Annotated in this window: 15 protein-coding genes; 14 read left to right on the top strand and 1 reads right to left on the bottom strand. The window is 42.5% G+C overall.

The features are described from left to right. The first annotated feature begins 136 nt into the window (after window positions 1-136). The 7 genes from G625_RS0109620 (at window position 137) to G625_RS21265 (ending at window position 13,861) form a co-directional block, all read left to right on the top strand. Window positions 137-6,748, top strand: a complete 6,612-nt coding sequence (locus G625_RS0109620) for a Cna B-type domain-containing protein (protein ID WP_029200960.1) — start codon at window positions 137-139, stop codon at window positions 6,746-6,748. Between the two features lie 320 nt (window positions 6,749-7,068). Next, on the top strand, window positions 7,069-8,433 hold the full coding sequence (fumC, locus tag G625_RS0109615) for a class II fumarate hydratase (protein WP_029200959.1): 1,365 nt from the start codon (window positions 7,069-7,071) through the stop codon (window positions 8,431-8,433). A gap of 150 nt (window positions 8,434-8,583) precedes the next feature. Then, on the top strand, window positions 8,584-9,966 hold the full coding sequence (locus G625_RS0109610; protein WP_029200958.1) for a 2-hydroxycarboxylate transporter family protein: 1,383 nt from the start codon (window positions 8,584-8,586) through the stop codon (window positions 9,964-9,966). Between the two features lie 70 nt (window positions 9,967-10,036). Beyond that, entirely contained in the window at window positions 10,037-10,552 is a 516-nt protein-coding gene (locus tag G625_RS0109605; protein WP_029200957.1) for a hypothetical protein, read from the top strand. A 12-nt stretch (window positions 10,553-10,564) separates the two neighbouring features. Continuing rightward, window positions 10,565-11,737 (top strand): NAD(P)-dependent malic enzyme, encoded by a 1,173-nt coding sequence (locus G625_RS0109600; RefSeq protein WP_029200956.1) that lies wholly within the window; start codon window positions 10,565-10,567, stop codon window positions 11,735-11,737. 238 nt (window positions 11,738-11,975) lie between these two features. Further along, window positions 11,976-12,431: an IS200/IS605 family transposase gene (tnpA, locus tag G625_RS0109595; RefSeq protein ID WP_029200955.1), complete on the top strand. Its 456-nt coding sequence runs from the start codon at window positions 11,976-11,978 to the stop codon at window positions 12,429-12,431. Between the two features lie 407 nt (window positions 12,432-12,838). Next, window positions 12,839-13,861, top strand: a complete 1,023-nt coding sequence (locus G625_RS21265; RefSeq protein ID WP_049895832.1) for a hypothetical protein — start codon at window positions 12,839-12,841, stop codon at window positions 13,859-13,861. 688 nt (window positions 13,862-14,549) lie between these two features. On the opposite strand, the gene G625_RS0109585 is transcribed toward G625_RS21265, so the two are convergent. Next, the gene (locus tag G625_RS0109585; RefSeq protein WP_029200954.1) at window positions 14,550-15,098 is read right to left on the bottom strand and encodes a histidine phosphatase family protein; all 549 of its coding nucleotides are present in this window, start codon (window positions 15,096-15,098) and stop codon (window positions 14,550-14,552) included. 321 nt (window positions 15,099-15,419) lie between these two features. On the opposite strand from G625_RS0109585, the gene G625_RS21260 reads away from it, so the two are divergent. The 7 genes from G625_RS21260 (at window position 15,420) to G625_RS0109550 (ending at window position 23,430) form a co-directional block, all read left to right on the top strand. Beyond that, on the top strand, window positions 15,420-16,259 hold the full coding sequence (locus G625_RS21260; RefSeq protein ID WP_029200953.1) for an SH3 domain-containing protein: 840 nt from the start codon (window positions 15,420-15,422) through the stop codon (window positions 16,257-16,259). 91 nt (window positions 16,260-16,350) lie between these two features. Continuing rightward, window positions 16,351-17,592: a metallophosphoesterase family protein gene (locus G625_RS0109575; RefSeq protein ID WP_029200952.1), complete on the top strand. Its 1,242-nt coding sequence runs from the start codon at window positions 16,351-16,353 to the stop codon at window positions 17,590-17,592. Window positions 17,593-17,596: 4 nt separating this feature from the next. Next, window positions 17,597-18,097 (top strand): hypothetical protein, encoded by a 501-nt coding sequence (locus tag G625_RS0109570; RefSeq protein WP_029200951.1) that lies wholly within the window; start codon window positions 17,597-17,599, stop codon window positions 18,095-18,097. Between the two features lies 1 nt (window position 18,098). Beyond that, on the top strand, window positions 18,099-19,220 hold the full coding sequence (locus G625_RS0109565; protein WP_029200950.1) for a DUF6765 family protein: 1,122 nt from the start codon (window positions 18,099-18,101) through the stop codon (window positions 19,218-19,220). Between the two features lie 68 nt (window positions 19,221-19,288). Further along, a complete protein-coding gene (locus G625_RS0109560; protein WP_029200949.1) occupies window positions 19,289-19,825 on the top strand; it encodes a DUF308 domain-containing protein in 537 nt (178 codons plus the stop codon). Between the two features lie 424 nt (window positions 19,826-20,249). Next, on the top strand, window positions 20,250-21,104 hold the full coding sequence (locus G625_RS0109555; protein WP_029200948.1) for a PRD domain-containing protein: 855 nt from the start codon (window positions 20,250-20,252) through the stop codon (window positions 21,102-21,104). 364 nt (window positions 21,105-21,468) lie between these two features. Continuing rightward, on the top strand, window positions 21,469-23,430 hold the full coding sequence (locus tag G625_RS0109550) for a beta-glucoside-specific PTS transporter subunit IIABC (RefSeq protein WP_049895830.1): 1,962 nt from the start codon (window positions 21,469-21,471) through the stop codon (window positions 23,428-23,430). The last annotated feature ends 10 nt before the right edge of the window (window positions 23,431-23,440 follow it).

Raw genomic sequence — 23,440 nt, 5'->3', positions numbered from 1 at the left:
AGAGACACTTGTAAACCTTATAACAGATAAGGTTACTGTTAAGGCTACCAAGACCTGGACAGCAACTGCAAGACAGGATGTTGACGCAAAGGTTGAGCTTAAACTTTACAGCCGTGATAAAGATGGAAATGTTAAGGTGGCATCATCTTCAACACTTACAGGATTCTCATCTGAGCAGAAGTCAAAGAGCCATAGCTGGACTATGGATAAATATGATAAGGAAGGTAGAAGACTTTACTACTATGTAGAGGAAGGTGAAGTATCTACTAAGGTAGTAAACGAGGATAAACAGGAGGTATTTGAGGCTGCCGAGAAGAGACAGGAAAATGGCAATGGTCCGACATACTATCTGACAGCTGACGGATACAGATATATTCAGGAAATTGCAACAAAAAGCAATACTGACGATAATGTAGATATCGAAATCAAAAACAGACTTGTGGGTAATGCTGAGATTAAAATCACAAAGACATTCCCTAAGGGAATTTCACCTACCGATCTTACCAAAAAAGAAGCAACGGTTAGTTTTGATGTATTCCAGAACAACAATAAGATAGGTGTTATTACCAAAACCTATAAAGTCGGAAGCACGATCCAAAGCTATGACAAGGATGGTAATTTAATTACTACAAAAATAGAAGATCTCACTCAGTTACAGAAAGAGTTTACTGATGTGATAATCGTAAACAGGTATGACGATCCCAATGATGATATGACCCTTGAGAAAGGTTTCAGTAAATTTACCGATCTTCTTCCAAGGTATGATCATGAGGGTGCCGAATACACATATTCTGTATTTGAACATGAGGATGCCATAGACCACGGATATAATCCAAAATATGAGAATATAATCTCTGAGGCGGTTTATAAAGTCACAAGTACAACGGATGTTAACCCATACATTGCCGACAGAGACAAATATCTGGTAGACGAGATCAAGATCAGTAACGATATCGGTGAGGATGAGTACATCACTGTATATAAGGAATGGCTTGACGGAGAAGAGTCTCAGAAGAGACAGGCAGTAACCTTTGTTCTTCAGCATCAGAAGACTGCAGGAAGCGAATGGGAGGATGTAAGTACACCATCAACTATCGATCCGACTGCCGAGGTATATTCAAAGTATTCGTTCATGAAGATACCCACAGCTGTTCATGATGAGTTTATTGACTGGAGAAACAATAATTACAGTCCTACTGAAACATCCGGTGACTTCCGTGTTATAGAGACCTATATGGGATCTAATCCGGTGCACTATTATACAGGCGAAGGAAGAACCATCGTTGATGATTTCCCTAACAAGGATTATTACATTGGACATGTTTGGGATAAGTATTCCGGTGATGAGGCAACTTTCTCAGAGCTCCAGAAAAAGCAATATGAAAATGATGATTATGGTTTCGTACAGGGGAATTTCTATGATTATGATGTACTGATCTGTAACAGTAAGACAGCTAATGGCAGATACGTTAACTATCAGTACACTGAGGACGGCAATGTCATCGGTAACAGAAACTTCGACTTCGCAATTTCTAATGTAAGAGTCGGTGTAATTTACATTGACGTTACAAAGGAATGGGTTGATGGTCGTATGGCTAAGACTGCAAGACCTGATGCCTTAGAGCTTCAGATCAAGGTTGGAGAGAAAACCAAGTATGAGAAAACTGAGACTGTAACACTTGATGATTCCAATAAGTGGACAGCTAAGCTTGGTCCATATCGTAAGTATGATGATAAGGGTAATCTTATAAACTACAATCCACATCTTGAGAAGTATTCGGATGATAAGTACGAGAAATTTGTTTACGACGCAGGAAGAGAGGATGCAGCAGAGAAGTATAAAAACGCTTATGTAATGAGTGGAAATACTGCTGAATTTGAGCTTGGAAAGGATCACCATACAGGTGACAGATACTCATTCGCTATCAAGAATACCCTTTCAGCTACGATAACTCCTGTAGTCAACAAGTTCTGGGATGACTATGACGACAGAGATAATGACAGACCTGATATTTATTCTCATCTCTATCGAAAGTATACAGATGATAATAATGTAGATCATGTTGAGCTTCTCGATACGAAGAGTTACATCGATTACGATTGGGATACAACAAGTTTTGATAAGAAAGCTCATAACTGGTGGCAGGTTAAGTACAATCCTCAGTCAAGATTTACAAAGGAATTCTACGAGTATGACTACTATATTAGCGAGTCTTATGCTTCTGAGAATACCAACGAGTATGTGGAGATAGGTGCATATGAAGGAGCACCTAAATATACGGATGTTTCAAAGAATGTGGCTACCTTCTCAACCGTTAACAAAACGATTCAGAAGTTAGAGTATGAAGAAAATGGTGAGAAAAAGGTTATAGTTGCTGCAAAGGTTGCTCTTGATGAGGACGATGCAGGAACTCTTGTAAACAGACCGAGAAACAAGCGTACAGTTAGCGGTGTTAAGATTTATGAAAACCTTCCGGATGGTTACAGCAATAAGAATCTTCCGGATGTAGAACTCGAACTCTGGAGAAGACCTTACGGAGAACCGGAGGGAAGTCCAAAGGAAGAAAAGGTTCCTGAGTATGACATAATAAGGGATCTTATGGGTCAGGAGGATATCGAGGCTACTGATAACAATCTCGTAGCTATACTTGAGGGAGCAAATGAACTCTATAAGAGAAACTTTACATTCTACAAGGGTAATAAAACCGAAAATGATGAAGACAAGGTTCAGGCATATGTACCGAAGTATGATAATACAGGACGTCCTTACACATATTTTGTAAAGGAAGCGGATACGTATTCCATACTTGACGCAAAGAAAGGAGACAAGGAAACAGCAGAAAGAATAAAGGTTCTGCATGCAGCCTATGACTTTGAGGTAACGGAAAATGATACTTTGACAAATGGTGTCAAGGCGGTCAATAAGTATAAGGAGACCAAGAACTATTCAGTCAAGTTCTGTAAGAAGTGGGATGGATTCAAACCCGAAAATGAATATGACGAGAAGTATCTGGATCCTGTTCAGGGCAATGATATGCCTAAGATCACCATTCGTCTTTACAGATATCTCCAGAATGCAGATGGCAATATCATTAACGGCACCGGTAAGAAACTTGATGAGCAGGAGCTGACATATAAGATTGACAAGAACGATCCTGATAAGTCGGGATACGCATATGCTGAGTGGAATGATCTGGTGTACTACGCACCAAACCTTAATCCATATAAGTATGTGATTTCTGAAAAGGTTGAGGAGACATCCGATGGCGGCAAAGTACCTAACACCAGAGCTTATGATGTATACAATGCTTCTGTAGCCGTTGACGAGGATGGTAATTACATTCTTGAGAATGGTCATGCAAAACTTGAAGCGAAAGAAAACCTGAAGACCGGAGCTTCATCAAAAATTACTTTTGATGAAACCAGGTCTGCGAAGGCAACAGCAAGTACTATCGAAGAAAGAAAGGTAGTCCGTCATGACAGCAGCTGGGATGGATATGATGTCGCAGTAGATGGCAGCTATGACATTGACAGCGGTAAGGGTAGCGGTGTTGCAGGTATCATCAATACCTATAGAAAGGACCGTGAGCCACTTAAGGTCTTAAAGCTTTGGGATACTAAGGATAGCGGATATGATGGAATTAACATCCTTCTTGAGGAAATTCATTTCAATCTTTACAGACTGTATCATAACAACAGTACGGCGGCAGATAACAGAACATTAATCAAGAAAGACGATCAGGATTATACATTCACTCTTAATGAGGCTAACGGATGGACTGCTACAATAAGTGAGCTTCTGAAGTATGAGCCAACAAGAGGTTACTACTACAGATACTATGTAGAAGAGGTTAAACCTGAAGGCTGGAAGAATTATGCTCCGTTTGTTGTTGAGACAAGAGACGGCAGCTTCTGGTACGGAGGTGCAGGCGTAAAGAATACACCTGACGGAGTGGTATATCTTGACGGCGGTGTAGACGGAACCAATCCACCTGACGGTAAAGTCGTTGATGAGAGCGGTAAAGGTGTTACAGTTACCGGCCGAAAGAACGTATTCAAGACCATTGATCTTCATGCGGTCAAGAAGTTTAAGACCGGTAATGGTAATAAGGAGATTTCAGGAGAAAAGCTTTTGGAACTTTACAATAAGAAAGCTTTACCTGAGACCATCACATACCATATTTACTATCAGATCCAGGATGGTAAAAACGAATGGAAGCGACTTGAGCTTAAAGAGAAGGATCCGGATACCAACGAAAATATTCCGGTGACAATGGAATCTGTATTCAGGAAAACAGTGGATGAAAATGGAAAGGAGACAGGCGCTTACAGTATTGCAGAGAAGACAGGACTTTTCCCTTATGCTTACGATGATGTAAATCATACTTATCATGAGATAAAGTACCGTGCTGTGGAGTACTTGGTAACATATCCTGAGGGTGCAGACGGAAGCACGATTGTGAGAACTGTCGAGAATCCTGACAGCATTTCCGGAGAACTTGCGGGAGAAACCAATGGAACAGGCTTTGGTGAATTCAGTAAGGTTGAATCAGTTTACGATGTAACGGGCGAGGATGGCACGATAACAAGTGAAGTAATCAGCGCAGAACTCTCACATGAAGATGCAGTAGCGAAGAAGACAGTATCCTTCGAATACTTACCAACCAAGGATTCGAATGGTAATGAATATTCTTACAGAGCGGTTGAGAAGAAGATCGTTCTTAAGGATGGAACAGTTGTTGATGTTACCGGAAATGAAAACGGTACCGGTAACCAGGAAGGTGGCACAATAGCTTATGAATATAAGTCTGAGAACACCGATCCTGAGAAGTCTGAAGGCATTTATACAAAGGTACTTAAGACAGATTTCACCAACAGACTTAGATTAGGAAGCATTTCCGTATCTAAGATCTGGGATGATATGGATGATAAGTACGAACTCCGTACAGACATCAACGTTAGACTTACAGCATCTGTAGACATGAATGACAAGTCCGGTGAGAAATCTATATCGAAAGAGATCAAGACACTTAACGCCGCTAATGGTTATAAGGAATCATGGTCAGAGCTTCCTATATACGATGCAGACGGCACTGCTATCAACTACACTGTTAAGGAATACGCTGTTGTTGAAGGTAAGGAAGTCGAACTTAATCTGTTAGGTGCTGAAAATGAAGTTCCGGAGGAGGAGTCAGACGAAGACGCCGAAATCAATCTTACCGAAGGTGAGATGTCGATGAGTAATTACTCCAACATCCACAGGATCAGTACAGTAGATATCGATGCTGTAAAGAAGTGGGATGATTCGGACGACAAGTATGTCGACAGACCTGAGGAAATCAAGGTTACACTGTATGCTACATATACAGATGCCGATGGTTCTGAGGTTACTGAAGAAGTAAAGAATCTTGAACTAGCTTATGGCGAGGACAAGAAGATTACAAATCCTGAAACCCTCAAGGCTTCAAATGACTGGAAGGCTTCATGGACAGGACTCCCTGCTTATAAGAGAGGACTTGTGGGAAGCAAGATCACTTACAGCGTTGAAGAAACAGAGGTTAAGGGTTACACAGGAGATATCACTCTTGCAACTGAGTCTTCAATCGAGAAGAACGATGTTGAGAAGTGGGAGTTCAGCATTAAGAACACACTTGATCCTGTAGATATCGTCGTAACCAAGAACTGGGACAATGAATTTGCCGGAATCGGAGATGGCGTAACAGGAGCCGAGGTTGTACTCCAGAGAAAGACCGGAGCAGCTGACTGGGCAAATGTTTACGAAACTTTTGATGGTAAAGAATCACTGGTGACTCATGTGATCGACAAGACAGATTCAAGCTGGACTGTAAAGGATCTTCCAAGGTTCGACAAGGATGGTAATGAGTACAGCTACCGTGCAGTGGAGAGCAGAATCATTCTCTCTGATGGAAGAAAGGTTAATGTTAAGGACGATGGTCTCGTAAAGGGAACAGTCGGAGCTTATGTTTACACATCAACTACCGGAAAGACCGGTACAGGATTCCGTACGGATATCACAAACCGTATGGATACTGCATCACTCAAGGTTTCAAAGATATGGGATGATGAAAATAACAGTGGAAACAGACGTCCTGCAGAAATCAAGGTAAATCTCAAGACAGTTACCGTTTCAGACGGAAAGGAAAATGAGATTAACATTGATGGAATAGCAAAGACTGTAACATTGTCCGCAGGCAACAGCTGGACAGACACAACTACCTGGGATGATGTACCGGTATATACAGCAGATGGAAAGCGTATTTACTACGTTCTTTCTGAGGAGAATGTAAGCGATTATACTGCTTCATATTCATCCGGAACCTATGGTCAGGCTGCTGTAACCGGAAGCGGAAGCGAGGCAGTAAGGGTTTACCTTGAAAACGGACAGACCTCTGAAGTTCAGTTTACGAACTACTACAGACCGAACGGAGGAGGACATGATGACGATGATTCTTCGGATTCATCCGGAGACAGCTCTGATTCATCCGGAGACAGCTCCGGTTCATCTTCAAACGGAAATGTCCTTGGTGCTGACAGAGAAACTCCTGATGAAGGAAGTGTTCTCGGTGCCGACAGAGATATGCCGGAGGAGCCAAGTGTTCTCGGAGCAGCGAGACGTCCGGGAACCGGAGATATGTCTCATATGACAATCTACGGAATCATATCCGTCTTCTCACTTGCAGTACTTGGCGCATGGCTCAGTGTCTACAAGAAAAAGAAAAAAGCATAATGCGGTGTAAACCGTAAAACGGAAAAGGTCATGGGCAGTTTGCCTGTGACTTTTTTCTGTTTGAACTTATATCTGCCGGTAACCCACCGGGGACGGTTCTCGCCGGCGAGAACCGTCCCCGGTGCTCCATTCAGGATTATCTAAATAAGATGATTGCTGCTAAGGGTGGGTTATATTAGATATCTGTCACAGGACGATTCGGTGTCGACTTTGAGACTTATGTCATGATATGATGTGAATGTTGCTGTATGAAATCTGCACGATGGTACAATTAAGTGGATTTCGAATTTGAAGTGGAAGCAATTAAATGAGGAGAAAGCATGGAATATAGGATAGAGCATGACACAATGGGAGAAGTAAAGGTTCCGGCAGATCATTTCTGGGGAGCCCAGACTGAGCGTTCTCTTGAGAACTTCCGTATAGGAACAGAAACTATACCGAGAGAGGTTATATTTGCATTTGCAGTTCTTAAGTCTGCGGCAGCAGGTGCTAATCTGAAGCTTGGAAAGCTTGCAAAGGATAAAGCGGAAGCCATCATCGATGCCTGCGAGGATATCATGGATAACAAATATCCGGAGGAGTTTCCTCTTAAAGTATGGCAGACAGGTTCCGGCACCCAGTCCAACATGAACATGAATGAAGTCATAGCCCATGTTGCGGTGCATGATCACCCGGAGGTAAGCATTCATCCTAATGACCATGTAAATATGTCGCAGTCTTCCAATGACACTTTCCCCACCGCCATGAACATGGCTGCAGTTATCGCCATACATGAGAATCTGATTCCGGCTGTGGACACGCTTATAGAAACCTTCAAGCGTCTTGAAAAGGAAAATGAAGACATCATTAAGATCGGACGCACACATCTTCAGGATGCGGTACCCCTCAGGTTCAGTCAGGAAATCTACGGCTGGAGAGGAATGCTTGAGGAATCAAAGGCTCAGATCATTGAAGCCTCAGCACATCTCAGAAAGCTCGCTATTGGCGGAACTGCCGTAGGTACAGGTCTTAACTGCCCTGAGGGATTTGACAGGATTTGCTGCGAAGAGATCTCATCCATCACCGGACAGGAATTCAAGCCGAGCGAGAATAAGTTCCACGCCCTTACATCAAAGGACGGATACGTTTACGTAAGCGGTGCCTTAAAGGGACTTGCCGCAAACCTTATGAAGATTGCCAATGATGTAAGATGGCTTGCCAACGGCCCCCGCTGCGGTCTCGGTGAGATAAGCATTCCCGAAAACGAGCCGGGAAGTTCCATCATGCCGGGCAAGGTTAACCCTACCCAGTGTGAATCCATGACCATGGTGGCTATCCAGGTTATGGGTAATGATGCCACCATCGGTATCGGTGCATCTCAGGGTAACTTCGAGCTCAATGTTTTCATGCCGGTGCTTGCCTACAACATGATGCAGTCAATCAGGCTCCTGGCAGATGGTATAGTTTCTTTTGACAGGAACTGTGCATCGGGCATAAAGGCAAAGAAAGACAAAATGGAGGAGAACCTCAGAAATTCCCTTATGCTGGTAACCTGCTTAAGCCCTGTGATCGGCTATGAGAATGCAGCAAAATGTGCACATAAGGCATTTGAAGAGAACACAACACTTCGTGAAGCTGTTCTTTCTCTCGGTTTCTTAACCGGAGAGCAATATGACGAAACGGTTAGACCGGAGAAGATGGTTTGATGATGTTAGCTGGGAAGGTTTTCAATCGAGAGAATCTTCCCGGATTAATATTATTTAATCTGATAAATTATTGAGGGACCTTCCTCCGGGTTCATTTTGATGTTTTCGATGAGGTTGTGTCTTAAATCAACATTAATTTAGGAGGTTTTTATGACAAAGAGTACGGAAGGATACAAGGGTTTAAAATTGTTTGAGATGCCCTGGACGATATTTGCTATTTTTTCAGCGATCGTTCTTGCGGCAACTTATCTGGGTGTTTTACCGCAGGGCATGGCAGGATGCTTTGCATTTATGATCGTTATCGGAACAGTTCTTAATGAGATCGGAAACAGAACACCGATAATCAAGGATTATCTCGGAGGCGGAGCCATCGTTGTTATTTTCGGTTCTGCGGCTCTCAACTACTTTAATCTTATTCCAAAGCTTTTAGACGCAGAGAACAAGGTTTATGCAATGGGCATCAAGCTTGATCTCATCGGAAACATTACCACATTCTTCAAGCCTACAGGTGCATTCCTGGATTTCTATATCGCAGCACTTATCTGCGGATCAATCCTCGGAATGAACAGAAAGCTTCTTGCTAAGGCAGCAGCCAGATATTTCCCTGCTATCTTCGGAGCTATCGTTCTTTCCTTCGCTATGGCAGGTGTTGCAGGTGCTGTTATGGGCTTTGGAGTTGTAAAGTCAATTCTTCTTATTGCACTTCCTATCATGGGCGGTGGAATGGGAGCAGGTGCAGTTCCTCTTTCAAAGATTTTTGAGTCATCAGGAACCATGACAGCTGATGAAGCAATCTCAACCATGACACCCGCCGTAGCCATCGGTAATGCTATTTCCATCGTTATGGCCGGTGTTCTTTCAAAGGTTTTATCCGGTGGTCTTAATGGTAAGGGTGCTCTTATGAGAACAGGTGCGGCTAATGCTGCCGAGTATGAGATCAGCCCTGAGATGCAGAAGAAGAGAGACCACATAAGTGTTGCTAATCTCGGAAAGGGACTTTTCGTTTCCTGCTCATTCTTCGCATGGGGCTACATTGTTTCCAAGTTCTGGACCATGGCTGTTCCTTCAGTAAGTATCCACGCTTATGCTTGGATGATCATTTCCGTAGCTGTATGTAAGGTGCTTGATGTTATCCCTGAGGATATCGAGATCTGCTGTTTCCAGTGGTTCCAGTTCATAATGAAGAATCTTACAACAACTCTTCTTGTAGGTATCGGTATCTGCTATCTTGAGCTTGGTACTGTTATCGCAAGTTTCTCACTTACATATCTTGTTCTTTGCCTCCTTACCTGTATCGGCGCATTTGTAGGGGCTGCATTTGTTGGTAAGCTAGTAGGCTTCTATCCGTTGGAGGCAGGTATCACAGCAGGTCTTTGCATGGCTAACATGGGTGGAACCGGTGATGTTGCTGTTCTTTCAGCAGCAGACAGAATGGAGCTTATGCCATTTTCACAGATTTCATCAAGAATCGGTGGTTCCATCATCCTGATCATAGGATCATTGATGTTATCAATACTTGGAGGAATGTTGTAAAACATTTATGAATTGCAGCAATTGCCAAAAAGAAGCTGACTTCCGGTACCGAGTACTGGAAGTTCAGACTTTGAACGTGAGATCCCTTAAGGGTTATAATAGGGTTCAGGCTATCGGTAAATTTCAGGATTACGGAATCTGCATGAGCTGTGCCGAAAGGAAGCTAAGGGAAACGCTGGAGTTTTCCGGCGAGAAAAGAAAACACTGTATCTTCAGTATTATCATCATAATATTGGGCTTACTCATTATTCTGAATAAGGGCAGTGAAGATATTGTTGGATTTACCGGAATTTTCTTTATCCTGGGAGGCGTTCTGATAGAATACGGAACCGTAAGCGAATGGCTGAAACTCAGAAAAGAGCTTAATGCTCTTACGCCTGAAAAAAGAATAGAGAGGGCGGCATGGATGGAGCTTCTGGATGTAGCTCCGAAAAAATCTATAGATTCTGACATTTCCTATATCCCTGTGAGGGAGGAAACTGTTAAAATGAAAAAAGGGGATTTCATGGTCATGTATGACCTGATTCCCGAAATAGTAGAGAAGGCATGGTCTCTGGTAAATGCAGACTATTCAAAAAATAATTAAAAGGAGAAAATTATGGATTACGCAAAGGTATCATTGGAGAAGCATTATGAGTGGAAGGGCAAGATAGAGGTTGTTTCAAGAGCGGCAGTTGATTCTTCCGAAGCACTTTCTATCGCATATACACCGGGCGTTGCTCAGCCTTGTCTTGAGATTCAGAAGGATGTAAACAAGTCTTATGAGCTTACCAGAAGATGGAACACAGTTGCCGTTGTTACAGACGGAACCGCAGTTCTCGGTTTAGGTGACATCGGACCTGAGGCAGGTATGCCGGTTATGGAAGGAAAGTGTGTTCTTTTTAAGGCATTCGGTGATGTAGATGCTATACCTCTCTGTGTGCGTTCCAAGGATCCGGATGAGATCGTTCATACTATAGAGATGCTTCTCGGTTCCTTCGGTGGAATCAACCTTGAGGACATTTCCGCTCCGAGATGTTTCGAGATCGAGAAGAAGCTTAAGGCGGTTTCCGATATTCCTATCTTCCATGATGACCAGCATGGTACAGCAGTTATCACTCTTGCAGGTCTTATGAATGCCCTTAAGGTAGTAGGAAAGAAGATCGAGGATATCAAGATCGTTACTTCCGGAGCAGGTGCTGCCGGAATCGCCATCATTAAGCTCCTTATGGCTATGGGACTCAAGAACGTTATCATGACAGACCGTAAGGGCGCTATCTATGAGGGAAGAGAAGATCTCAATCCTATCAAGCAGGAGATGGCAAAGATCACAAACTTCAACCACGAGAAGGGAACTCTTGCAGAGGTTATCAAGGGAGCTGACTGCTTCATCGGTGTATCCGCACCTGGAACACTCACACCTGATATGGTTCGCACCATGGCTAAGGATCCTATCATCTTTGCATGTGCCAACCCTACACCGGAGATCTTCCCTGATGAGGCAAAGGCAGCAGGCGCAGCAGTTGTTTCAACAGGACGTTCAGACTTCCCTAACCAGATCAACAACGTTCTCTGCTTCCCGGGAATCTTCCGTGGAGCTCTGGATGTTCGCGCATCTGACATCAACGATGAGATGAAGATCGCAGCAGCAAAGGCTATCGCAAGCCTCGTATCCGATGAGGAGCTCAATGCTGATTACATCCTTCCGAAGGCATTTGATCCACGTGTAAAGGATGCGGTTGCCAAGGCTACAGCAGAGGCTGCAAGAAAGTCAGGAGTGGCTAGAATCTAAAGCTACATATTTTACAATTTAAGTATATCCGGTCCTGGCTGTTGCCGGGACCTTTTGTTTGTAGGTCGTGACCACGTGCCGTGCGCTGCTTCAAGTTTTGCCGGCAGCAAAACGATCAAGCGCGTGGGACATAAAACCACCCGCTATGCGGGTGGGTGTTCAAGTTATACAAAATCACCGTATCCTCACTATAATAGTAGTGCTCAAGCCACTATACAGAAAGGATACGGTGATATAAATGGCGAATAAAGAATACTCGCTCGCCCATACGAAATGGATGTGTAAATATCATATCGTATTTACACCAAAGTATAGACGAAAAATAATTTACAATCAATATAAGGAAGATTTGCGCGATATAATAAAGCACCTATGTAATTACAAAGGTGTAGAGATAATAGAGGGGCATCTGATGCCAGATCATATACATATGTTGGTGTCAATACCACCCAAATATAGTGTTTCATCATTCATGGGGTATCTGAAAGGTAAATCTGCATTGATGATGTTTGATAAACACGCAAATCTGAAATATAAATTTGGAAACAGACACTTTTGGTCAGAAGGTTACTATGTGTCAACAGTAGGACTTAACGAAGCAACAATCAAAAAATATATCCAAGATCAAGAGAAACACGATATAGCAATGGATAAGCTAAGTGTTAAGGAATACGAAGACCCCTTTAAAGGGTAGCTGGTAGTACAAACACCGCTTTAGCGGTAGCGACGAGTCAAACGCATAGTGGCTTGAGCAAAGTGAAAGCCAGCGCCTTGAGACGCCGGCTGAGTAATCAGAGGCTTATAGCCTCAGAGCAAACCACCCGTTTGACGGGTGGTTGTGATTCTTTTATTTGTATAGCTCACTAACATCCATAAACCTCGTCTCCCATTAACATATGGTCTGAAAATAGACAATATGAAAAGTTGTTGGACTATGATATGATGCTAAGGTCTAATAGACATTCAACGATTATAATCTTGAAATTCTTTTCAGAATGATCATTCCCGATAATACAAATTTAATTATCAGCTTTGCGCAGAACTGATATATAATCAAGGCGAGAAGTTCATATCTTTTTCGCTGTACTTTTAGGAGTAGATATGGAACAATTAACAGGATTGGGGAAAGCCATAGTAGCTGCAGACCCTGACAAGATCCGGCTGGATATGACGGTGAAAAACATCCTTGCGTATAAGCCTTTACTTGCAAGGATCTTCAAAGAAGTTGTATCGGAATGTCGGGATATGAATTATGACGAGATTGAGGCCTGTATAGAGGGTGATGTTCTCGTCAGCAAGGTTTATGTTGACAGCGGACTTACCAATGCAGGTGAATGTATTGATGGTCTGAATACAGAAGCATATCTGAATGAAGAAGGTCTGGACAGATACGATATACGTACGTATCTCAGATTACCGGACAAAGGTGATTCAGAGTATATTAAACTTATTATAAATCTTGAGGCTCAGAACGAAGATAAACCAGGGTATGATTTGCAGCTAAGGGCATTATTCTATTGCTGCCGAATGATCTCAGCACAGCAGGGAGTTGAATTTACGACGGACAGTAATGACTACGTGAAGTATGGCAACATCAAAAAGGTATATTCCATCTGGCTTTGCACTGAATCGGCTCAGACCAGGGCTAATTCCATTGAGATTTATGATATAAACAGAAACTTTCTATTTGGCAGTAATTCGGATGATCCGAGGTATGATATCCTGAATGCTATCATCATTTATATCAGTGAAAAGCATGATTCAGAAAATGCAAAGAATGAAATGATCCGTATGCTTACAGATCTTTTTGATGAACGGATCAATGGAGCAGATAAAGTTCAAATATTAAAATCAGAATATGGACTTAACATGACAAGAGAAGTTGAAATGGAGGTGACGAAATTGTGTACATATGCAACAGCTATGGAGAACAAAGGAATAGATAAAGGTTTCAAAAAAGGAATGGAAAGTGGTCTTAAAGCGTTGGTTAAAAGTTTAAAGTCATATGTCAGTGACTTTGATGAGTTATATACCGCTGTTACAAAAAACGAAGACTATGAAAAGGTTTCAAGAGAAGATGTAATGAAGTATTATTGTGAAACTGAGACTCCTGTAAATTCATAGTTTATTGTAGCCGAAATCAAAATTTTTATAAAATCAGGTACCGTTTATTGTTAAGAGACTAATTACAGATGTAATATTATCTTAACAATATGCGGTACCTCTTTTTGAGATAGACGAGGAAAGTTACAAAGATTTAGATCGCTATAAAGCTTCGGATCTTGTAAGTTATTACGTTATTCATGATGTAGATAACGTAAGAATCTTTAGAGCTTATAATGTTAAAGTGCATGATGGAGAAGTTAAATCTTAGAAATGAAAAAACCTCCGAACCGAAAAACACCGACCTCCAATCGTTAGATTTTGGTTTAACTTTTGGGAGGTTCGGAACAACCGGTTCGGAGATGATTTTACCCTTCTGCCCAGTCTCCGCCGCCACCTAAGGGCTGTTTGCCCTGAGCAATCAGATCAAGATCTCTGTGCATTTCCGCTGCGGAGAGATCATCATAGCAAAGTTCTACGGGATTTCCTTCAATGACTGGTGCAGTCTCAGTTTGCCAAAAAGTCTTTAAGGTTTTATCGTAGAAAAGATATTCCGGTACATATATTGAAGTTGCACCGATGCGGGCACCTGTATCGATTCGACCGGAGCGTTCATAACATGAATATTCTCTTCCGTGTGTGCCATAAGGAAGATTGTAATCACCATATGCATCAGTAGCAATAAAGTATACCTATTGTACCATAAGAATTAAAAATCAAACTCTTTCAGCTCTGCGTTTTTGATTCCGTAGGCTGCAAATTCTTCGTTTGTCATGTCTCTGAAGTAGGACATGATAAATCTGGAGATGCCGTTATGGGCAACAAGTAAATATACCTTGTCAGGCTCCCTTTTGATATCATCCAGAAGATTATAAATTCTCTGAGCCATTCGGAACATGGATTCTCCGCCTTCATAGCTGTCAATGAAGTTTTGCTTTGCTAGCTTGAAGTTACCACCATCTCTAGGAGTTGACTCCCACTTTCCGAAGTTCTGCTCTATAAGCCTTTGCTCTACCCGCATTGGAATACCTGTAATTTTTGATATTTCCTCTGCAGTATCATACGCCCTGGTTAAAGGGGAAGTAAGGATCTCGTCGATATGAATTTTACCGCTGTCAATGTCTTCCTTAATCTTCATAGCGGCCTCTTTTGCCTGTTCATGACCTTTATCTGTAAGCGGGCTGTCTGTGGCCCCACAGATCTTATTCTCTACATTCCAAACTGTCTGTCCGTGGCGAACAAAATATAACTTTCCCATAGTGAGCTCCTTTTTGATCCGATATATGCTTAATACATATTATACTGTTGAAAAGATCAAAGCAATAAAAACCATCATGACCTTTGTGGACGGTTCTCGCCGGCGAGAATCGTCCCCGATGGTTATAAAGAAAACCTTACACATAGTTGCCTTCATTTATATAATCCATAATTCAAGTCGACCTAACTATATATATCGCCTGATGATTATGGGTTTTCCGTCGGCATATTATTAAAATTCCATGTTCATCCGGTATCGGTCGATATAGAATTGCAAATGACAATGTACCGGTTTTGACATTTTGAAAGCGGGGTGCGACTCATGTTTTTTCGCAAACTGATCTTAGCTTTGATAGTTTTCATATTCGTGATATCAGGTACTGTTTCGTATTCCTACGAGATAGATTATTCACCATACTATATAACATCAGACTACTGTGTTTCACCGGGATATCTTCTCTACGTGGTAAATTGTGAGGTAAGCGTATCACTGAGATATTCTCCGGCTACGGATGCGGATGTTATAACTCAGGTTCCGTTATACTCACCCGTTCAGTATCTGGGTAATGCCCGAAACGGTTACCTGTATGTTGATTACAATGGGATGATTGGTTACATTCTTGCGGCATACCTTGACTACAGGGAGCCGAAAACTTCAGTCGGTCATTTTGGAACCATTGCCAATGTCAATGAATCTGCAAGTCTTCGCAGTCTTCCTACAGCTGCTTCTCCTGCATACACACAGATGCCGAAAGGCTCCACGGTTACTGAGATTTCTGACATAAATGATGGTTTTTATAAAGTTACTTACAACGGCATGAAGGGATATGTCATGAAATCCCTGGTTCAGCTTTATACGGATTCCTCCCAGAAGGTTTACGGCACCTACTATAATCAGAGCCTTATGGAGTTTATAGATGTTACTCCAAACGATCCCACTTCCATAACGGTGGAGTTTTATGATTATACGCCTACAGGAGAACGAAACCCTTCGTATATGAAGGTGAATTATGTGATGGTAAATAACAACACCTGGAGCTCTGTTGCAGCCGATTACGGTAAGTTCAGCCTGGATGCCGGAGCACAGGTCATATGTTATGACGGATTAGATACTATTGCATTCGTGCCTTATGGATATTCACCGGTTTATTACTATAGGTGAAAAACCGGGAAGCTTTTGAAACCACCGGCTTTGACCAGTTCTTTTTGAAGGATTGAGAAGCTGAAGAACTGATATGTCAGGAGTAAGGCTTATGAGAACACTTTCAGAATCACTGTTGATTATCTTTTTGACCTTTATTCTTACGGGGTGCTCAGCCTTTGCAAAAAAATCTCCGGAAGGATCTCATGCTGCCAATGCTTCTGACATGGTCGTGGTCACGGACTCTGTGAAAGCTGACCCCGTATGGTCTGATCCGGAAGTACTTCACGCGCTTATCATTTCGGATATCCATTATACAGAGAGGGAGAGTGCGGATCACCTTAGTGTTCCGGGTATAGCTCTTTCAGGTGAGTTTACAGATGCCATAGTGGAAGAAGTGATCGCGAAAAATCCCGATGTTTTCATCGTGACAGGTGATAATACAAACAGCGGGGCATCAGAGGATGTGACCGGACTTACAGCCAGGCTTAAAAGGATAAAGGATGCAGGAATTCCGCTTGTTATCACCACCGGTAATCACGATTTTGACCTTATGGATGAGGATGAATACGAGAAGGCTTACTTCGGACTTCTGGATCCTGTTGACAGAGATTTGGCATCACTGAGTTACACCTATATCTCAAAGGATGTAGTGCTGCTTGCCATGGATGACAAAGCCTTATCCCGGGGGGCACAGAGCGAATTCTCTCCTGAAACCATGGGCTGGCTCCGGGAGATGCTGGAAAAATATAAAGGGAAAAGAATCATCTTCCTTTCACATCACAATGTTTTGTATAACTCCTCCGGAAAAGAAACCGCCACCAATATCATCCATAACGATGACCTGGCTGAGACATTGATCAAGGGTGGAGTAAAGCTTTGCATAACTGGACATATGCATTCCCAGTATATCCTGGAGAAGGACGGTCTTTGGGAAGTGCTTAGCGGGATGCCCTTTTCAGGGAAACATCTTATGGGGAATCTGGCAGTGGGAAAGGACAGGATCCTTTATTATGCGGAGCCTCTGGAGTTTGATGCTTATGGAAAAGATGTGTCAGAAAAGCTTCGTCCTTTGGAAGAGGAACGGGATCTCTATATGGACAAGGTTTTCTCGGAGCTTTTAGACAGTGAAGGTCTGAAGGGGCAGAAAAAGGACGGGGTCAAGGAACTGATATTCCGGTTTTTTGATTACTATGAAGAAGGTTCCCTGGCTGATCACCGCCCGGAGATAATGGCGGATCCGAACTATAAAGCTATGTTGGACGCATTGTGGGATCATAATTACGGTCCATGGATGAAAGAGATGGCAGAAAATACGAAATACAGTGGAAGGCAGCTGGAGATAAGTTGGTGACAGCATGGATGAAGAAACAAAAGTAAAGTTAAGAAGATACCGGAAGAATATAGAATTAAACGGGCAGGCAATGTTGCTGATCGGACTATGGACTATACTGAAATATATCATTATCAATTACTTTGGTGACAAAACCATTTTGGGGTTAATTGAAGTAACAGAAGAAGAACTGAGGTTATGGGGTGGGGATATGTATGTACTTTTATTCGCACTCCTGGGATTCATGTATCTGATGTATCTGTATGTGGGAAGAGAAGCCATAAGCTTTGCAAAGGGTCATAGGAAAAGTATTGTATTTTTGATATTTGCCGGGCTTCATTGGTTTCTTCTCTTTATCGGAATTCCGGGATATATAATTGAAATTAAAGATAATCTTATGAACCTGGATGCCATATTGGCTGCGTTACTTGTGGACATTGCCACCTGCTATGTGCTTGGGGATATAATATATTCTGTCCTTCAGGTAAACAAACTTTTAAAAGGCATGGATTTAAGTGAGGTGTGATATGCAGGAAGATTTTCATTATTATGCCACCTACTGTGCGGCGTTCCTTGCCGGTTTCGTCCATGAAGAGTGCCTGGATATCTGCTTCAGTGCCCAGTTTGTAGATCTTTGTTCAAGAACGCTTCTTTTAAAGATAGGCGCCACTCAAGATGCGGCAACAACACAATTACAGCTTGAAATGATGGATGCAGGTACAGACATATTGGGGATTCAGGATATAACCAGGATATGGGCATCGTTTCATTTTTTGCCCAAGGATCTTTATGCGGAAAAAGCAAAGCGGACCAAAAGGTACATGGACAGGTACAGGCTGATCTGCGGTCCTAATGGGGAGCTTTTGAAAAAGACCGTGGAGCTTGCTAAAGGGCATGGTCTCCAGCATGTCGGGATAGCCATGCATGTTCTGGCGGATACCTGGGCTCACAGATATTTTGCGGGAACACCGTCTCTGGTTATCAATAATACAGATGAACATTTTTACGAGTTTCGAGAAGCGGCGGGAAGGGTGGAAAATGATTCTTCAGAAGCAGAGGGAAAATGGATGAAAGTAAAGTTCAGGCATAATCCTTCAGCTCCCGATGATGTTGAAAAGGGTCTGTATTCCAACAGCCTTTTTCAGAGTCGTGAAACCTCCATCATGAACCTCGGACATGGAAGAGCAGGGCATTTCCCTGATTATTCCTTTGCGAAGTATAAGTATCTTCCGGCCTGGGGTGAATATCATGAGCTGATAAAAGATAATCCCGAAGATTACAGGAAGGCCTTTTCTCAAATGGTGTACGCCCTTAAGTATCTTAAGGGAGACAGTGAAGGCTTTGAAAAAAATCGGTATGATGAATCGGTACTTGAGATGTATGGGGGCCGGATCGATAAAATCCTACGGAAGAGACAGATCAATGCCTGTTCAGACTGGAAGGAGTTTGGGGAGGAGCTTTCAGGACGGGAAATCCCTGATTTTGATGTTGAAAAATATCAGGATGAGTACAGTAAAGCCGGTAAAGACGAAAAAGAAAAGACCTTTATCGGAAAATTTATAAAAGGAGCTCTTGCCCAAAAGGGTATGGTGACAAGCGAGATTTTTAAATCGGGAAATATGCTTGCCGGATTCTCAAAGATGGCGTGATGATTTGAGTAAAAATTCAGTTTTTCAGACACTTTTTTGCCGGTATCGTACCGGAATGGAGTTTTTATATGACAAAATTTCAAAGGTTAAGCAGAATATTGTTTGGACTTATGATGATCCTTATTGCCGGCTTCATGGTGAAATATGCTAATGAGTCCTATATAGCAATTCTGGCGCTTATCGGAGGGGGATTTCTTGTCTCCGGGGTTGGTAAGCTGTTCTATTACTTCACTATGGCAAAGTTTATGGTGGGAGGAAGAAGAGCTCTTTATAACGGTATGGTACGGATGGATTTCGGAATCCTTACCATGTCATTGATTGATGTTCCAGGTATGTATGTACTGCTTTATCTTGCCATGTTACATGCCTTTTCGGGAGTGATAGAGATACTCCGGGCCCGGGAGACGAGGAAAAACGGGTCGAAGCATTTCAAACTGAAACTGAGCCACGGTATCATAGATGTGCTTCTGGCTCTTTGTTGTATCATATTTTTAAGGTACACGAAGCTTGCTGTGTTCATTTATTGCATCGGACTCGTATATTCGGGAATAATGTATGTGATATCAGGTTTCAGAAGAACCGCGATGCTCCAGTATATACCGTAGTGATCTGAAGCACGTTAATCTGAACCTTTTCTATGGTTATCTGTAAAACCTTCCTGCAGGGCCCCTCGGTGTGATGTGGCCTCGGAAAGGTTTGCGAAAGAACGGAAAATCTTTCTGAAATCGTTGAAGGCGTCATTTTGTGAATTTTACACAAAAACAGGTGGTGGATTTTGGATGCTGCTATTTTGGTGCAATATTGACAATTTTTTCAGTGAATGATAACATGCTTATCAGTTAATTGTGATTTGTGACTGGTAAAGCAGGCAAGGCTCACAGAAAATTTTGAGGCTTATAGTTTAGATGAACTAGTTATTCTATAGTGACCGATTTATTTTCGTGCAGGCCTTTTTTTTGTGTTTATAGCTTGGATCAAAGGCGTATTATTCCTTAACTGCAGCATCCTGAGTGAACCATGGAGGAAAAAGTGAAGGTTATTAAAGCATTGAACAACAACATGGTTTTGGTTCAGGGTACGGACGGAGTTGAAAAGATCTGTCAGGGTAAAGGTATCGGTTTTGGCGTGAAATCCGGTGACGTACTGGAAAACGAAAAGGTTGAAAGAACATTTATACCGGCGAACTCTGTGGAAAGCAGTAAGTTCCAGCAGTTGTTCTCGGAAATTCCGGACGATTATTTCAAGCTTGGCGAAAAGATAATAGATTATGCCAGGGAAAATTTCGCAATTAAAGTATCTCAGGGAATCATCCTTCCTTTGTGTGATCATATGGCGGGATCAGTTGAGAGATACAAAAAGGGTGTTGTGCTCAGTAACCCGATGCTTTGGGATGTTAAAAGAGTTTATCCCAGGGAGTTTAAGACAGGTATGTATGCGCTTATGCTCCTAAAGGAGTATTTCGGTGTTGAGCAGCGGGAGGATGAGGCAGCATTTATTGCATATCATTTTGTTAATGCTGAACTCGACAATATGACTCCCGGGGCGTCACCTGAGACGCTTACGAGGATGATAGGGGAAATCATTGATATACTTCAAAAATCCTTCCAGATAACATTGGATGAGAATGACTGGAACTATCAGAGATTCCTTACACATCTTAAGTTTTTTGTCAATCGTCTGCAGCTTGATCAAAGCTATGGAGATAATGAGGATGACGAGCTGTTTACGGAACTCAGGGATAAGTATCCGCATGTTTATCAATGTGAGGAGAGGATAGCAGATCATATCCTCATTAAGTATCATCATGAGGTGAGCAGAGAGGAAAGATTATATCTGCTTATTCACATAGAAAGAGTTACCAGAAAACTTCGGAAGAAGGGTTGATTTATACTTAAACATATAAAACGCATATATTTGTGCGTTTGATCAGAAGTGATGTGTTATCGAATAACACATTAAGTCAAGAATAAAACAAACCATCAAACAGGGTTGTGACCTTAAGTGGGCAAGGCCTGAGATGTGTCAATAGTAGTCGGATGCAGAGTCTGGTACCCTGTATCTGTGGGGGTGCTGCATTAATATCACTATACTGTTGACATGTTTCGGACCTTGCTTTTTTATTTCAGGTTCTCATGAGTCACATATATCTATGGAACTCATGTAATGATCATTCAAAATGAAAACAGTATCTACTGTCATTCATATAAAACATGTTAACATCACATATTTACCAAAGGAGGACAATGAGATGGCACTGAATTATGAAGAGACTTCGAAGAAAATACTCGAAGCCGTAGGAGGCGAGAAAAACATCGCTTCTGCAACACATTGTATGACTCGTCTGAGACTTGTATTAAATGATGAGTCCAAGGCACAGGATGACAAGGTGCAGAGCATCAAAGGCGTAAAGTCAGTCATCAAGCAGGGAGGCCAGTATCAGATCGTAATTGGAAACGAGGTTTCCAACCTTTTCAAGACATTTGAAAAGATGGGGAATTTCGGTGAAGGTGAGAGCAAGGCCGCAAAGCCTGCAGGAAACATTTTCCAGAGAATGTTCGGATTTGTAGCAGGCTGCATGACACCGATGCTTCCGGCCATGCTCGGAACAGGTATGGTCAAGGTGCTTCTCACACTTCTCACAACCATGGGAGTAATGTCGGCATCCAATCCAACCTACATTATCTTTTTCTCAATGGCGGACAGTTTCTTCTATTTCCTGCCTGTATTTATCTCGGTACAGATTGCAAAGAAGACTAAACACAGTATGTCTCTTTTCATGGTTGTCGGCGCAATGATGTGCTATCCTGACCTCATCACACTTCTTGGCGGCGGCATGGAAGGCATCACCATGGGCACATTCCTGGGTATGAGCTGCACCTATCTTTTCGGTTTCATCCCGGTGATATCTACAACCTACACCTCATCACTTCTTCCCATCATGCTCATGACTCCAGTTATGTGTTGGGCAGAGGATTTTGCTGACAGAGTATCACCTAACCTTGTAAAGGCATTTTTGAAGCCAATGATCTTCTGCCTCATCTGTACACCTATTGCACTCTGCGTTCTCGGACCTTTAGGCGGAGTTATCGGTAATGTTTTAAGCGTAGGTGTAAGTGCACTTTACAATGCTGCTCCATGGCTTACAGTTGGTGTTCTTTCAGCGGCTATGCCATTCATTGTAATGACAGGTATGCATTATGCTCTTATTCCGCTCTGCACAAACAACCTTGCAGTTCTCGGCTATGATGTTATCCTGATGGTTACTATGTTCTGTTCAAACATCGCACAGGGTGGTGCATCCTTTGGTGTTGCTATGAAGACAAAAAATGAAGAGACAAGGTCAGAGGGTATCGCCTGCGGTATCTCAGCTGTAGTTGCAGGTATCACAGAGCCTGCCATGTACGGTATCAACCTTCGTTTCATGAAGCCAATGATCGCGGCAGTTATCGGTGCGGGAATTTCAGGTCTCGTACTTGGCATCACCGGCGTTAAGGGCTACACCATGGGCGGCTCACCTTCACTTCTTACAATAGTTACCTTTATCGGCGGGGATAAGCCGATGAATGGTATAATATTTGGTGCAATCGGTGCTGTTATTTCAGTGGTGGTTCCATTTATTCTTTCATATATGATGTACAAGGATCCGGTGGAAGATGTGAGTGAAGTTGTAACTGCTTCAAAGGAAAACGCTGCAGCAGAGGCTGATGTTTCTGACACTGCAGAAGAGGCTGATGCCAAAGCTGCAGAGGCACTCGTTGCAAAGGTTGAGCTTGCTGCTCCTATGACCGGTAAGGTTATCCCACTTTCAGAAGTTCCCGATGAGGTATTCAGTTCAGGATGTCTCGGTGAGGGTGTTGCCATCATCCCTGAGGACGGTAATGTCTATGCTCCATGTGATGCCAAGGTAACAACAACCATGGATTCAAAACATGCTGTGGGACTTACAACCAAGAGCGGAGTTGAACTGCTTATCCATGTAGGACTTGATACAGTAAGTCTTGAAGGAAAACCATTTGAGTATATGGTCAGGGAAGGCGATGAAGTAAAGAAGGGACAGCTTCTTCTCACTGCAGATCTTAAGGCAATTGAAGCTGCAGGGCTGAAGACTCATACACCGGTTATCGTTACAAATGCTGATGATTTCGTCTCAATCAAGGGCATTGAAGCTGATATTGTAAAGAATGGCGATAAGTTGATCACTATAGTTTGATATTAGAGGA

This window comes from Oribacterium sp. NK2B42, from assembly GCF_000424445.1.
In the GTDB taxonomy this organism is placed as follows: Bacteria; Bacillota; Clostridia; order Lachnospirales; family Lachnospiraceae; genus Oribacterium.
The sequence above is the reverse complement of the archived record's forward strand: the minus strand, read 5'-3'. Positions and strand labels throughout refer to the sequence as shown.

What these genes read in the sequence shown, in the direction of transcription:
- G625_RS0109570 (WP_029200951.1), top strand. Translation starts at nt 17,597, where the DNA reads ATGGATGAAGAAACAAAAGTAAAGTTAAGAAGATACCGGAAGAATATA.
- G625_RS0109575 (WP_029200952.1), top strand. Translation starts at nt 16,351, where the DNA reads ATGAGAACACTTTCAGAATCACTGTTGATTATCTTTTTGACCTTTATT.
- tnpA (WP_029200955.1), top strand. Translation starts at nt 11,976, where the DNA reads ATGGCGAATAAAGAATACTCGCTCGCCCATACGAAATGGATGTGTAAA.
- G625_RS21260 (WP_029200953.1), top strand. Translation starts at nt 15,420, where the DNA reads ATGTTTTTTCGCAAACTGATCTTAGCTTTGATAGTTTTCATATTCGTG.
- G625_RS0109565 (WP_029200950.1), top strand. Translation starts at nt 18,099, where the DNA reads ATGCAGGAAGATTTTCATTATTATGCCACCTACTGTGCGGCGTTCCTT.
- G625_RS0109550 (WP_049895830.1), top strand. Translation starts at nt 21,469, where the DNA reads ATGGCACTGAATTATGAAGAGACTTCGAAGAAAATACTCGAAGCCGTA.
- G625_RS0109610 (WP_029200958.1), top strand. Translation starts at nt 8,584, where the DNA reads ATGACAAAGAGTACGGAAGGATACAAGGGTTTAAAATTGTTTGAGATG.
- G625_RS0109560 (WP_029200949.1), top strand. Translation starts at nt 19,289, where the DNA reads ATGACAAAATTTCAAAGGTTAAGCAGAATATTGTTTGGACTTATGATG.
- G625_RS0109585 (WP_029200954.1), bottom strand. Translation starts at nt 15,098, where the DNA reads ATGGGAAAGTTATATTTTGTTCGCCACGGACAGACAGTTTGGAATGTA.
- fumC (WP_029200959.1), top strand. Translation starts at nt 7,069, where the DNA reads ATGGAATATAGGATAGAGCATGACACAATGGGAGAAGTAAAGGTTCCG.
- G625_RS21265 (WP_049895832.1), top strand. Translation starts at nt 12,839, where the DNA reads ATGGAACAATTAACAGGATTGGGGAAAGCCATAGTAGCTGCAGACCCT.
- G625_RS0109600 (WP_029200956.1), top strand. Translation starts at nt 10,565, where the DNA reads ATGGATTACGCAAAGGTATCATTGGAGAAGCATTATGAGTGGAAGGGC.